We start from the raw sequence: 14,527 nt of genomic DNA on the forward strand, positions 1-14,527 counted from the left end.
ACTTTGATTGTGAATTGTATGAATTATTATAGTAATTATGCAATTCTTCTTTTTCTGATTAACAACCAAACTACAATAGGAGCACCAATGATAGAAGTAATGGCATTAATAGGCAGTGTAAGGTCATTGCCAGGAAATTGGGCTACAATATCACAAAACAACAAAATAATGGCTCCTAACAGTGATGTACTCCAAAATAATATAAAATGATTACTCGTTTGGAAAAGTAATTTAGCTATATGAGGAACTGCTAAACCTATAAAAGCAATAGGACCAACAAAGGCAGTAATACTACCTGCTAAAATACTCGTTGCAAAAAGAATAATATAACGTGTTCTTTTAAAATTGACTCCCAAACTATTGGCATATTTTTCACCTAATAAAAGAGCGTCTAAAGGTTTAATAACTAAAAAACTTAATACAATACCTATAAACGTAATAATAGAAAGTAAAGAAACATCATTCCAACTCAAATTCCCCAAACTGCCTAATGTCCAGAAAGTATATTTCTGTAATTGTTCAGCCGTTGTAAAATAAGATAGAATTGAAACTACAGCATTTGTGATACTACCAAACATTAAACCTACTATTAAAATAGACATAGTGTCCTTTAAACGTTGGGAAACAAATAAAACAGCCATTAAAACCATAGCGCTTCCTAATCCAGAAGCTATTACTAATCCATAAGACGATAAAAATAAGGAAGCAAGAGTAGCAGGCAAAATACTAGAACCTAATAGGACTGTAGCGACACCTAAACTTGCACCAGAACTTAGACCTAATACATAAGGACCTGCTAGTGGATTTCGAAATAGGGTTTGCATTAATAAGCCACTTATTGAGAGTGCAATACCTACTAATATAGCAGTTATAGCTTTGGGTAAACGAAAATTAAGAATGATATATTCCCAAGATGTTTTTGAAACTTCATTCCCTACTAAGCAATTGAAAACTTCTTTAAAAGGTATTTTTATAGAGCCTAAACTAATGTTAAGAATAGTTAGAAAAAGTAATAATGCAATTAAGCTTATAAATAATATGGAAAATTTTCTAGTCACGTTATTCTAACTTTTTAGCAAAGGTAAATTGATAATCAGGAATTACTTCAGGGTGAAAAATTTTAATATAGTCTTTCAAAACTAAATCAGGTCTACTTGGAGCCAATTCATAATAAACGGTGCCACCTGTTTCTCCTTTTTCGCTTTCAAATGAGTAAATTTGTTTTGCAGTGTAAGCATCAAATTTTTGATAATGATGGTTCTCTTTTAGTAATTGTGCTATCGTTTCAATAGAACCATTGGTAATCCAAATATCAGCATGTTCTGCTTTCTCAAAAACACTTTCAAAAGATAAAGGTTCACTCCCCATTCCAGGTAAATCTTGCCATAAATAATTTGCTTTTGCATCATGTAAAAATTGTGCAATCCAGCTATTTCCTTTTGCCACAAACCATTGGTCTTTATACATGGAACCATATAAAACGGTTTTGTTAGGTTGTTTGTCTTTAACTAGTTTTAAAGCATTATTATAATTGTCTTCAATAGAATTAAATATTTTTTCACCTTCTTTTTCTTTTCCTAATAGTGCTGCATAAAATTTAATCCATTCAGCTTTTCCTAGTGGTGATTGTTCCATCCAATCGCCTTGGAATAACACTTTCAATCCATTAGAAGTTAATTTATCAACCATCTTATTTGTATTGTCAATTCCAAAAGTTACAATTGCTTCTGGTTGCATATCAAAAAGTAATTCAATATTTAAATTTTCATTCTGACCTACATCTCTAATTTGTCCACTTTTAATTAAAGCTCTCGATTTTGGAGATGAAATATAATCAGTATGAGGAAAACCAATAAGCTTAGTTTCACTTTCTAACATTTCTAAAAAAGGGATGATTGTGGTAGATGTAACAACTAGTTTTTCTACAGGAGTAGTAATGGTTGTATACTCTTTTAAACTATCAGGAATAATTCCGTTTTTGTTTTTTAAAACATAAATAAAGGCTTTTTCAGCATTTGGCCAAGGATTTGTTACTTTAACAATAGAATACCCTTCATATTTATGAATAGCGAAACCAGTTGCATGTTTGATTTGATTATCAGAATGTTGCGTGATTTTAGTTTTTGTAGTTGATTTTTCTTGGCAACTAATAATTATAAAACTAGTTAAAAATAAGACTCTAAAAAGCAATTTCATGGCATTAATTATGTTTGCGCAAATGTATGAAAAATTATAGGCTTCAATTTTATTAAAGTTTAAAAATAGTATCTTTACGCAATGAATACGGTTAGAGAAAAAATATGTAGTGTTTGCCAAATTCCCTTTGGTTGTGGCAATCCATCGACAGAAATTTCATGTTGGTGTAATGAATTGCCTCCTATTTTCTCATTGGATCAAATAGCAGATTGTTTGTGTCCTGTTTGTTTAAAACAAGCAACAATTAAAAAAATAGACGAATATGTTGCAACTATTACACCTGAAAACAGCCTAACTAATAAGGCAAAAGATTTGCCTAAAACAACTCATCTAGTAGAAAATATAGATTATTATTTAGAAAATGGAAATTATGTATTTACCAAATGGTTTCATTTAAAAAGAGGTAGTTGCTGTGCTAACGGTTGTAGACATTGTCCGTATTAATTATTTAATGGTGAATTATTAATTAGTAAATAATGACAATATAAAAAAACAAACATAGCAACTTGTTTTTATAAATAAGAGTAACTCTAAAACTAATGAGAAACATAATCAAACTAAAAAAATAATGTCTACACAATCCAAATCCATTAATAATCAATCATCAACCATTAATAATTAACTCAATGTTTTATTTAATAACAGGAGGAGAACGCTCAGGAAAAAGCGGTTACGGACAAGATTTAGCAATGTCTTTATCAAAAAATCCAATGTATGTTGCAACAGCGCGCAACTGGGATGGAGATTTTCAAAAGCGAATTGATCGTCATCAAAAAGATAGAGATGAAAATTGGATAAATATTGAAAAAGAAAAACACTTAAGCGAGATTGATTTTTCAGGAAAAGTAGCTTTGATTGATTGTGTAACGCTTTGGCTAACTAATTTCTTTGTAGATACTAAAAACGATGTGGAATTGTGTTTAGAACAGGCTAAAAAAGAAATTGAATTAGTATTACAACAAGAAGATATTACTTTAATTGTTATAACCAATGAAATAGGAATGGGTGTTCATGCAGCTACACACGTGGGTAGGAAATTCACTGAATTACAAGGTTGGATGAACCAATATTTAGCTAAAAAAGCAGATAAAGTAGTTTTAATGGTTTCAGGAATTCCTGTGCCAATTAAATAAAAGATATGAAAGTTTTAAGTTCTTGGAGCGGAGGAAAAGATAGTTGCTATGCTCTAATGCAAGCTGTTAAAGAGGGTTTACAACCAACTGTTTTATTAAACATGATGAATGAAAATGGAAAAGTATCACGTTCGCATGGTATTCCATTGGCTATTTTAGAACAGCAAGCCACTCAAATAAACGTACCTTTAGTAGCTGTTCCAGCTTCATGGTCACAATATGAAGAAAATTATATTGCTACGTTACATAAAATTAAAGAAGAGTATCAAATAGAAGGAGTTGTTTTTGGAGATATTGATTTAGAATCACATCGTGAATGGGAAGAAAAAGTATGTAAAACAGCAAATTTGAAGGCTTTTTTACCCTTGTGGCAACAAGATAGAATTGCATTAGTGAATCAAATGCTCAATGCGGGAATTGAAACGATGATTGTTTCTTGTAATTTAGAAATGGGAGAGACCTATTTAGGGAAAATACTAACGAAAGAATTAGCTTTAGAATTAGAAGCAAAAGGAATTGATCCTTGCGGAGAAAATGGAGAATTTCACACCCTAGTTATAAATTGTCCATTATTTAGAAACCAAATTCAATTGCCTAAATTTGAAGTCAAAACTTATGAGAATTACTGTTTTGTAGTTTGGGATGAAAATTAAATAAAAGACTGATAAGAAATAATAGTTCACGCAGATTTTGTTGATTTTCGTGTACGGAATTAGCTTCTCGATACGCTTCGCACTCGAAGTGACGTGGATTGTGTGAATTGGATAATTTTATAACAAGGACTACGTCAGTTCGAGTGTTTTTTATGGAATGTAATGGAATAAAAAATGTATCGAGAACATTTAAAATAGACAAACGTTCAGAATAAGACTTTAAAAATAATAATGAAAGATTTATACGAAATAATAGCCTCAAGGAGAGACACGCGTCATTTTACAACAGATAAAGTGCCAAATGAAGTGCTTGAAAAAGCCATTGAAGCTGGTCATCACGCACCATCTGTAGGTTTAACGGATGCTACTCGTTATTATATTATTGAATCGGACACTATTAAAAAGAAAATTAAAACATTGTTTTTGGCTTATCATGAAAAAGCTGCCAATGAAACGGATGATGAAGCACAAAAAGAGTCCTATTTAAAATTAAAACTAGAAGCTATAGAAGAAGCACCTATCGGAATGGTAATTGCGTATGATCGTTCTGTTTTAGATTCATTTACCATTGGAACGGTGGGTAGTAATGAAGCTATAAAGTTTAGTGCGGTTTGTGCTGCGCAAAATATATGGTTGTCTTTAACCGAACAAGGCTATTCTATGGGTTGGGTTTCTATTTTAAATTATTACGATTTCAAAAGCATTTTAAATATTCCAGAACACATTGAACCTTTAGGGTATTTCTGTATAGGAAAACCCGCAACAGATTATGGAAATCAACCCATGTTGCAACAATTACATTGGAAAGAGAAAAAAACTGTTGCTAATGTAATTAAAGTGAAAGAAATACAAGAAGTAACTAAAACAACTTTTACTATTGAAAAAGAAACAACTTTTAAAAGTGAGGATTTAGTTCAGAAATTACAATACAAAATAGACCATAAAACCAAACCTGAAGGTGCTTTAGGACTTTTAGAAAAATTAGCGTTACAAATAGGATTGGCTTTTAAAACGGAAACACCACAAATTCAAAATCCACATATTGTTGTTTTTGCTGCCGATCATGGAATTGCGAATCACGGTGTAAGTGCTTATCCACAAGAAGTAACGCGTCAAATGATAACTAACTTTTTGGAAGGTGGTGCAGCTATTAATGTTTTCTGCAAGCAAAGCAACATTGCTTTAGAAATAGTGGATGCAGGAGTGAATTATGATTTTCCAACGAATATCAACCTCATTAATAAAAAAGTAGCCAAAGGCACGCAATCTTTTTTGCAAACGGCAGCTATGAGTTACACGGAAATGGAGTTGTGTTTTCAAAACGGAGCTACTGTTGTAAATGAGATTCATCAAAAAGGTTCTAATTGTATTGGTTTTGGTGAAATGGGTATTGGGAATACTTCAACTGCTTCCGTTTTAATGACTGTTTTAACTTCTTTTTCAATTGAAGAGTGTGTAGGAAAAGGAACAGGCGTTATTAATGAAAAATTAGAAAACAAAATAAATATTCTTTCAAAAGCAATTCAAAATTATACAGGTTCAAATGAATTAGAAGAACTTATAGCTCATTTTGGAGGATTTGAAATTTTACAAATGGCAGGCGGAATGTTGCAAGCGTATCAAAATAACATGCTCATTTTAGTAGATGGATTCATTTCGAGTGTTGCCTTTTTAATTGCTTATAAAAAGAAGCCAGCAATAAAAGCTAATACTATCTTTTGTCATTGTTCGGAAGAAAAAGCACATAAAACATTGTTGGATTATTTAGAAATTGAACCTGTTTTACATTTAAATATGCGATTAGGAGAGGGAAGTGGTTGTGCGGTTGCTTTTCCTATTATACAATCGGCTATTGTTTTTTTAAATGAAATGGCTAGTTTTGAAAGTTCAGGTGTAAGTAATAAATAAATTAAAAATGAAAAAAGAAATCGATATATTTTTTACAGCACTGATGTTTTATACCAGAATTCCTTGCCCAAAAAAAATCACACACGATCCTGATTATTTGAACAAAGCTACTCGTTATTTTCCTTTGATTGGTTGGGTTGTAGGTTTGCTTTCAGGACTTGTATTTATTGCTTTTTCTCAAATTTTGCCCATCACTATTGCTGTACTGCTGAGTATGATTGCTAGTGTTTTAACAACAGGAGCTTTTCACGAAGACGGTTTTGCAGATGTTTGTGATGGTTTTGGTGGTGGCTGGACCAAAGAGAAAATTCTGAAAATAATGAAGGACAGTGCAATTGGTGCTTATGGAGCTATTGGAATTTTACTTTTATTGGTTTTAAAATATAGTGTTTTAGTTGAAATTTTATCAGCTCAATCGAATATTGTTACAATTCTTTTAATTTTTATAGCGGCTCATGCTGTAAGCCGTTGGGCAGCAGCAACCATTATTTTTACTCATGAGTATGTTCGTGAAGATGAATTAAGTAAAAGCAAACCCATTGCAAAGAGTTATTCATGGAAAGAAGTTTTTGGAACTGCTTTTTTCGGATTTTTACCTTTACTGTATTTTGTTTTTTATAATTATAAGATTGTTTTTGTTCTTTTGCCTGTTTTTATCTTTCGATGGTATTTAGCGCGTTATTTCAAAAAATGGATTGGTGGTTATACAGGCGATTGTTTGGGTGCTACTCAACAAGTTTGTGAAGTTGTTTTTTATATTTCAATAGTAATTTTATGGAAGTTTATTTAATACGACATACAGAAACTGTCTGTGAAAAAGGCATTTGTTATGGTCAAGCCGATGTGGCTATTCAAGAACCATTTGAGCATTTGTTTCAAGAAATAAAAGACCAACTTCCTTCTGAAGAAATGAAAGTAATTTCAAGTCCATTAAAAAGATGCACCGTTTTAGCTGATTTTCTTTCGAATGAAAAAATTGAAAAAGACAAACGTTTAATGGAAATGGATTTTGGTAATTGGGAACTTAAAAATTGGAATGATATTCCTCAGGAAGAGTTAAACCCTTGGATGAAAGATTTTGTTTCGGTTCAAGTGCCAAATGGAGAATCTTTTGAAATGCTATATGAAAGAACACTTTCTTTTATTGAAGATTTAAAAAAGCAACAGCACAAAAAAGTCGCAATTGTAACGCATGCGGGTGTAATTAGAAGTTTCTTATGTTACCAACAAAATTTACCTTTAAAAGAGGCTTTTCAAAATAAAGTTACCTTTGGACAAATTATAAAAATAATACTTTAAAATATGAATACGGATTCAAAAGAATTTATGGCTGCACTATATACAATAATTGCTATTCATGTGATTATTGGTTTTATCATTTTGGTGCGTAAAATGAGGAAAAAGAAAAAGAAATGAAAAGCTTTTTTATAAAAAGGAATAAAAAAAACAAATTTTATTTATCAGTTAAACTAAAAGTAATTATTGAAGCATATCTCACTGCTACAATTTTGCCTTTTTGCTCACCTGGAATGAATTTTGGAAGCTTTGATATAATTCTAATGGCTTCTTCTTCAAAAAGAGTATAAAAATCTTGATTTGTAGCTTTGATTTTAGTTTTTAAATTGGTAATATTTCCTTCTTTTGAAATTTCAAATTGTACAATTGCTTTTGCTTCAACTTTATTTTGTTTTGCAGCTTTAGGATATTTTAAATGTTTTTTAATATGTTCTTGTAGTTTTTCGTGAAAGCAAGCTTTGTTTTCAGTTTCGGTAGTGTATTTACAATTTACAAAAGATGGTGTTTTGTCTATAAAAGCATAAGGTAATATTAAATCTTCATCAAAATCACTTACTTCTACAACAGTTGGTTGAACCACAACAGGCTCAGAATTATGTCTGTCAATAGCAGGTTCGTTTGTAGTTTGCGAAAAACTATTTAAAACTAATAAAAGCGCAAAAAATGTAAATACAGATTTCATATTTTAAATATATATAATTTCAAAAATAGTATTAAATCTTGTAATATGCTAAAATATATGTACTTTTGCACTCGAATTTTGGTTGTTGTTTTAAAAATCTTTTTTTAGAACAACATTAAAAGGGAATTAGGTTTAATGCCTAAGCTGTACCCGCAACTGTAAGCTACAAAGCTTGTTATTATCTACATACCACTGAGTTAATTGATTTCTATCAATGTCTTGGGAAGGTGAATAACAAGACGCAAGCCAGGAGACCTGCCACATTCGTTAGTAACAAACTTTCGGGAAAAAAGGTTTGAGTATGGGTAAATTCTATGCTTTTCTTCCTATTTATTAAAATCTATTATTAACTAAAATGAACATTAAGTTTATTAAATGGAGTGTGTGTGCAACATTCTTAACGAGTATTGTTTTTGCACAAGAAAAGAAGGACTCTTTAAGGGTAACTCAGTTAAATGAAGTGGTTGTGTCTGATACTAAGTTTGCTCAAAGCAAAGAAAAATCGGGTAAAATTATAGACAAAATTACTGCGGATGATTTACAAAGACGAAAAGGGCAATCTGTAGCAACAGTTTTAAATCAGGTTGCAGGTGTTGAAATCAATGGAAATCAAACAGGTAACGGAATGAATGTTGAGTACTACATTCGTGGAGGAAGAAGTCGTCAAGTTTTAATCATGATAGATGGCGTTCCTGTTACAGATGCTTCGGGTTCAAGTATGACCTATGATTTAAGATTATTGCCAGTAGATCAAGTAGATAGTATTGAGGTTATGAAAGGATCATCAAGTACGCTTTATGGTTCAAATGCTGGAACAGCAGTGATAAATATTACGTTAAAAAAAGCAAGAAAGGAAAATATTTCTGGAGGAGCTTATTTTAATTTGGGAACAATGAATTCTGTAAAAGATGATAAAACTTCTGCTCAAGATTTTAATCAAGGTTTTTCATTTAGTGCAGGTTCAAAAAAGCTAACATCATATACTTCATTTAATAGTACAGAAACTACAGGTTTGAGTGAAGCTTTAGGAGAAAATTTTGAAATCGATCATTTTTCTAGAGTAAATGCTTTACAAAAAATAGGATATCAATTGACTGATAAATTAAGTATTTCTTCATTTTTTGGATATGATAAAATAAAGAATAAATATGATTCAGGTTCGTTTGCAGATGAAGACAAAAATTCATTTTTAAGTGAGCAATTCAGAACAGGCTTGAATTCTATATATAAATATAACAAAGGTGAATTACACATAAATAGTAGTTTTTCAAATTTAGAAAGATTATATAATAGTTATACAGCATATAATTCAACATTAAATAATTATGATTATAAATCACGTCATTTTAATGCTGATGTTTTTAATAAATATGTAATAAATAAGCAATTATTTTTTGTTCTAGGAGGTCAGTTTCAATTTATGGATATGAATAATGTAACAACTCCTTCGTCTATTTATACAGTAAATGTTTTAAATAAGAACACTAAATTTAACATGATAGATCCTTATACAACATTTGTATATAATTCTGATTTTGGATTAAATGTTAATGTAGGAGCGCGTTTAAATATGCATAATGTTTATGGTGAAAATCTAACTTATAATATTAATCCATCTTATAAAATTAAAAATTTACCAGTTCGTATTCTCTCATCATTAAGTACAGCATTTATTACACCTTCTTTGTATCAATTGTTTTCTCAATATGGAAATTCAGAATTAAAACCAGAAGAAAATACAACAGTAGAAGTAGGCTTTGAAACGGAATTACTAAATAAAAAAGTAGTTATTAATGCAGTAGGTTTTTATAGAGAATCAAAAAACAGAGTAGATTTTTATACAAATCTGGTCACTTTTACTTCAAATTATATTAATAACGATTTGTTAGTAAACACAAAAGGGATTGAGACTAATGTTACAATTTTTCCAATAAAAAATGTACAATTGACAGGGAATTATACATACTTGCAATTTTCGGAAGAAGAAAATATTAGACTACCTAAGCATAAAGCTAATGCATCAATTGGTGTGAATTTTACAAAAAGAATTCAGTGGAATGCACAATATCAGTATGTAGACCAAAGAGCAGATAGATATTATGATAGTGCTACTTTTTCTTCTAAAAATGTAGTTTTAAGCTCTTATCAATTAATTCATACAAATATATCTTTTGATATTTTACCAAATAGACTTTCTGTTTTTGGAGCTGTAAACAACTTATTTAATGAAGATTTTGTTGAAGTAAGTGGATTTACAACAAGAGGAAGAAATTTCAAATTAGGTTTAAATCTTCAATTTTAAAGATTAATATAAAACGCTTCTTTATTACAAAGAGGCGTTTCTGTTTTTATTTTCAAATTAGTTAAGAATGCTTTCTTTATCGTTTTAAAAAGATTAGTGATTTTATGAAATTCATATTCGTTTTATTCATTTTTATCTATACTTCTATTGCTTTTTCGCAACAAGATTCTATTGTGAAATTGAAAGAGGTAGTCTTAATCGATAGTAAATTGAAGACCTTTTCTTTGGCTCATTCTATATTTAATTTATCAGATAGTATTATACAGCGGAACAACACATCATTAACAGATCTTTTACGAAATAATACCACAATTTATTTTAAAGAAAATGGAAAAGGAATGGTGTCTTCTCCTTCGTTTAGAGGAACAACTGCTCAACAAACGGCTGTAATTTGGAACGGTATTAATATTAATTCACAATTTAACGGTCAAACAGATTTTAACACTATAAATAGTTTCGATTTTAACTCTATTTCAGTTAGAACAGGTGGTGGAAGTGTGATTTATGGAAGTGGAGCAATTGGCGGTACAATTCATTTAAATTCCTATTTAAACTTTGAAAATAGAATATCAAATACATTGCGTTTAAATTATGGAAGTTATTCTACTCTTGGATTACATTGCAAATTAGATGTTGGATCAGATAAGATTTCAGCGAATATAAATTTTTCAAGAAATGAATCGGAAAATGACTATGAATATATTGGATACAATAAAAAGAATGAGAATGGGAACTATCAAAATAATAGCTTTAATAGTTTATTTGGGTATAAAATAAATGAGAAAAATATACTAAAATTTGCAACTCATTTTTTTGATGGAGAACGTTTTTTTTCAGGAACAATAGCATCACCTTCAAAGAGTAAATATCAAGATTTTAATACTAGAAATTTAATAGAATGGAAATTTGAAAATAATGCTATAATTTCTACTACTCAATTTGCATTTTTAACTGAAAAATATAAATATTTTGAAAATAAAAATAGTGATTTATTTTCCTTTGGAGAAGCAAAAAACGCTGTTTTTAAATATGATTTAGTGTATAAAGTGTCTTCTAAAATAAAGATTAATCCAATTGTTAGTCATACACAAAGCACAGGAAAAGGAACAAATGTTTTAAAAATTAATAGAGACATTACATCATTTAGTTTTTTACTAACTCATAAAATAGATAAGAAACTAGATTATGAAGCAAGCGTTAGGACAGAAATAACCTCTAATTATGAAAGTCCTATACTGTACTCAATAGGAGTGAAATATAATCCTTCTTCTTTTTATAGTCTTGCTATTAATTCTTCTAAAAATTTTAGAATTCCTTCATTCAATGATTTGTATTGGGAAGGATTAGGTAATCCCAACTTAAAGCCAGAACACTCTTTACAATATGAACTTAATAACATATTTAAAATTAAAGAAATTGAAATTAAACTTTCTCCATTTTATACTAAATTAAAAGATATGTTACGATGGGTTCCAAATGCATCGGGAGTTTGGCAACCCATAAATACAGATAAAGTGAAAATTTATGGAGTAGAAACAGCATTGACTTGGATGAAAAAAACAAGAATTGGTTTGTTTCAATTCAATGGGAATTATGCATACACAGAATCTATAAATGAACAAACAGATAAACAACTTATTTATGTTCCTTATCATAAACTTAGTACAGGTTTAACATTAAACGTAAAATCAATTAACCTGAACTATAATTATGTTTTTAATGGAAAAGTATTTACATCTTCGGATAATTTTTATACTCTAAAAGAATATGGATTATCGAATGCTTCTTTAGATTATACAATGGGTACAAAAATTAAAGGAATAATTTCTTTTCAAGTTTTAAACTTAGAAAATAAACCATATCAAAATGTACTTTCAAGACCAATGCCAGGTCGAAATTATACAATAAACTTAACCCTTAACTTTTAAATAATATGAAATTAAAAAAACTGTATTTATTAGGATTTTTATTAACAGCATTATTCTTCTCTTGTAGTAGTGACGATGAGTTAAGAGACGAACCTCTAGGTGCTTATGATAATGGAATAATAATTCTGAATGAAGGAAATTTCAATACAGATAATAGTGAAATTACTTATCTATCAAACGATCTTTCTACATTAAGAAATAATGTTTTCAATACGATAAATTCAACTCTTACATTAGGAGATACAGGACAAAGTATTGGATTTTATAATGAATTAGCATTTGTAGTGGTAAACAATTCTCAAAAAATTGAAGTAGTAAATCGTTATACAATGTTGCATGTTGCGAGTATTACAACAGGATTAAGTAATCCTAGATATATTGCTTTTTCAAATGGTAAAGGATATGTGACAAATTGGGGAGATGGTGGATCAAGTACAGATGATTATATTGCTGTTATAGATTTAAATACTTACACTGTTTCTTCAACAATTTCTGTTAGTGAAGGTCCAGAACGTATTATTTCAAATGGAACTAAACTATATGTAGCACATAAAGGAGGTTATGGAGAAGGGAATACAGTATCGGTAGTAAATTTATCAGATAATAATGTTACATCTATACCTGTTGGAGATATTCCAAATTCTTTAGAATTAATAGGAACCAATCTATATGTTTTATGTGGAGGAATTCCAAGTTGGTCAATAGTATCAGCAGAAACAACAGGAGAATTAGTCATAATAAATACATTAGATAATACAACTCAAAGAAAAGTTTTTTCGGGTATTGTGCATCCTTCTAATTTGTATCATGAATCAAATAATTTTTATTACACAGTAGATTCTAAGATATATAAAATGGGAATTAATGATACTTCATTACCTACAACTGAATTGTTTAATACGGTGAATCAAGGAGCTTATGGAGTGTATAGTCTTGCCGTTAATAATGGGAAAATTTACTTAGGAGATGCTAATGATTATTCTTCTAATGGGAAACTACATGTTTATTCTTTAACAGGAACTTTAATAAACAGCTTTGGCGTTGGAGTTTCTCCAACAGGAATTTATTTTAATAATTAAAAAAACAAACAACATCCTTATTTAATATAGTATTAAAGGAATTTTAAATTAATATACAATGAAAAAAAATTACATTTTATCTCTTATAACTTTCTTAGTTGGTTTTCTTGGTTTTTCTCAATCTTACTTAGACGGTATTTTAGTTCTAAATGAAGGAAATTATGGAAGCAACGCAGCATCTGTTAGTTTTATGACAACCAATAATCAGGTTACAGGTGACATCTTTGGACTAGCGAATAATAATGATCCTTTGGGAGATGTTGCTCAGAGCATGAATTTTATTGATGATAAAGCTTATATTGTTCTAAATGGGTCAAGCGCTATAAAAGTTGTAAACTATGAAACGTTTGAAGTTTTAGCCACGATAGATCAAGGATTAATTAATCCGCGATATATAGCTTTTCATAATAATAAAGGATATGTAACATGTTGGGGAGATGGAAGTGTTACTACCGATGATTATTTAGCTGTTATCAATTTAACTACTAATTTGGTCGAATCTACTATACCAATGGCTGAAGGTGTTGAAACAATAGAAGTTATAAATGATAAACTTTATGTTGCACATCAAGGAGGTTATGGGTATGGAACAACAATATCTGTTGTTGAAATAAGCAATCAAAATGTTTCCTCAATTATAGTTGGAGATCTTCCAAGCTCAATGATAGTTAAAGATAATTTTTTATATGTATTATGTCGTGGATTACCAAGTTGGTCAGGACAAACAGAAACTACTGGGAAACTAGTAAAAATAGACCTGACAGATAATAGTATAGTAAGTGATTTACCATTTGATAATATTACGCATCCATCACATTTAATTGCTGATGCAGATAATTTATACTACACAATTGGTTCAGATATTTTTAAAATGCCATTTACAAACACAACATTACCTACAACCTCTTTTATCACAACACCAGTAACAGATTATTTAGGAATTTATGGATTAGATTTAATTGATGATAAAATATATGTTGCAGATGCTAATGGATATGCGGCTACAGGATTTGCTCATATTTACAATGTAACAGGAGATTTTGTAATTACAAATACAGTTGAAAATATTCCAAATAATTTCTATAAATCTAAAGAAAGTAGCCTTGGTTTAGAAGATAATCTAGCAAATACATCTTTTTCACTATATCCAAATCCTGCAACAACAACATTTTATATTAATTCAAATAAAAATGTAGCTGTTAAAATATTTGATTTAACAGGGAAAGTGGTGAAAACCCAACTATATAATACATCAGGAATTGATGTTTCAAACCTTGAGAAAGGAATTTATATTGTAGAAATAAACTCTGAAAACAAAAAGCAAATATCAAAACTGATTGTTAAATAAAA

At 29.6% G+C, this 14,527-nt stretch carries 13 protein-coding genes and 1 riboswitch; of the genes, 10 read left to right on the forward strand and 3 right to left on the reverse strand.

Annotated elements, in window-relative coordinates; genetic code table 11:
- Positions 1–35: 35 nt before the first annotated feature.
- Positions 36–1,058, reverse strand: a complete 1,023-nt coding sequence (locus SY27_RS05995) for an iron ABC transporter permease (protein WP_082084310.1) — start codon at positions 1,056–1,058, stop codon at positions 36–38.
- A 1-nt stretch (position 1,059) separates the two neighbouring features.
- Positions 1,060–2,196: an ABC transporter substrate-binding protein gene (locus SY27_RS06000; protein ID WP_045968148.1), complete on the reverse strand. Its 1,137-nt coding sequence runs from the start codon at positions 2,194–2,196 to the stop codon at positions 1,060–1,062.
- Between the two features lie 81 nt (positions 2,197–2,277).
- Here SY27_RS06000 and SY27_RS06005 point away from each other — a divergent pair, with 81 nt between their 5' ends.
- The 6 genes from SY27_RS06005 (at position 2,278) to cobC (ending at position 7,189) form a co-directional block, all read left to right on the forward strand.
- Positions 2,278–2,640 carry a DUF5522 domain-containing protein gene (locus tag SY27_RS06005; RefSeq protein ID WP_045968150.1) on the forward strand — a complete coding sequence of 121 codons (363 nt, stop codon included), beginning with the start codon at positions 2,278–2,280 and terminating at the stop codon, positions 2,638–2,640.
- A gap of 182 nt (positions 2,641–2,822) precedes the next feature.
- Positions 2,823–3,329: a bifunctional adenosylcobinamide kinase/adenosylcobinamide-phosphate guanylyltransferase gene (locus SY27_RS06010; RefSeq protein ID WP_045968152.1), complete on the forward strand. Its 507-nt coding sequence runs from the start codon at positions 2,823–2,825 to the stop codon at positions 3,327–3,329.
- Positions 3,330–3,334: 5 nt separating this feature from the next.
- Positions 3,335–3,982, forward strand: coding sequence for a diphthine--ammonia ligase (locus SY27_RS06015; protein ID WP_045968153.1), 648 nt, complete (start codon positions 3,335–3,337; stop codon positions 3,980–3,982).
- Positions 3,983–4,213: 231 nt separating this feature from the next.
- A complete protein-coding gene (gene cobT, locus SY27_RS06020; RefSeq protein WP_045968155.1) occupies positions 4,214–5,890 on the forward strand; it encodes a nicotinate-nucleotide--dimethylbenzimidazole phosphoribosyltransferase in 1,677 nt (558 codons plus the stop codon).
- A 7-nt stretch (positions 5,891–5,897) separates the two neighbouring features.
- Positions 5,898–6,680, forward strand: a complete 783-nt coding sequence (locus tag SY27_RS06025; protein WP_045968157.1) for an adenosylcobinamide-GDP ribazoletransferase — start codon at positions 5,898–5,900, stop codon at positions 6,678–6,680.
- Positions 6,665–7,189 (forward strand): alpha-ribazole phosphatase, encoded by a 525-nt coding sequence (cobC, locus tag SY27_RS06030; RefSeq protein WP_045968159.1) that lies wholly within the window; start codon positions 6,665–6,667, stop codon positions 7,187–7,189. Before SY27_RS06025 ends, cobC begins: the two co-directional genes overlap by 16 nt.
- 154 nt (positions 7,190–7,343) lie before the next feature.
- On the opposite strand, the gene SY27_RS06035 is transcribed toward cobC, so the two are convergent.
- Positions 7,344–7,868, reverse strand: coding sequence for an energy transducer TonB (locus tag SY27_RS06035; RefSeq protein ID WP_052705168.1), 525 nt, complete (start codon positions 7,866–7,868; stop codon positions 7,344–7,346).
- Between the two features lie 62 nt (positions 7,869–7,930).
- Positions 7,931–8,146: riboswitch (cobalamin riboswitch) on the forward strand.
- A gap of 77 nt (positions 8,147–8,223) precedes the next feature.
- On the opposite strand from SY27_RS06035, the gene SY27_RS06040 reads away from it, so the two are divergent.
- The 4 genes from SY27_RS06040 to SY27_RS06055 all read left to right on the forward strand — a co-directional run bounded on the left by SY27_RS06040 (position 8,224) and on the right by SY27_RS06055 (position 14,525).
- Positions 8,224–10,170: a TonB-dependent siderophore receptor gene (locus SY27_RS06040; protein ID WP_045968161.1), complete on the forward strand. Its 1,947-nt coding sequence runs from the start codon at positions 8,224–8,226 to the stop codon at positions 10,168–10,170.
- A gap of 104 nt (positions 10,171–10,274) precedes the next feature.
- The gene (locus SY27_RS06045; protein ID WP_045968163.1) at positions 10,275–12,098 is read left to right on the forward strand and encodes a TonB-dependent siderophore receptor; all 1,824 of its coding nucleotides are present in this window, start codon (positions 10,275–10,277) and stop codon (positions 12,096–12,098) included.
- Positions 12,099–12,103: 5 nt separating this feature from the next.
- Positions 12,104–13,177, forward strand: a complete 1,074-nt coding sequence (locus SY27_RS06050) for a YncE family protein (protein ID WP_045968165.1) — start codon at positions 12,104–12,106, stop codon at positions 13,175–13,177.
- Positions 13,178–13,235: 58 nt separating this feature from the next.
- Positions 13,236–14,525, forward strand: a complete 1,290-nt coding sequence (locus tag SY27_RS06055; protein WP_052705170.1) for a YncE family protein — start codon at positions 13,236–13,238, stop codon at positions 14,523–14,525.
- Positions 14,526–14,527 lie beyond the last annotated feature (2 nt).

Origin of the sequence: Flavobacterium sp. 316 (assembly GCF_000967805.1) — a bacterium.
Classification (GTDB): Bacteria; Bacteroidota; Bacteroidia; order Flavobacteriales; family Flavobacteriaceae; genus Flavobacterium; species Flavobacterium sediminilitoris.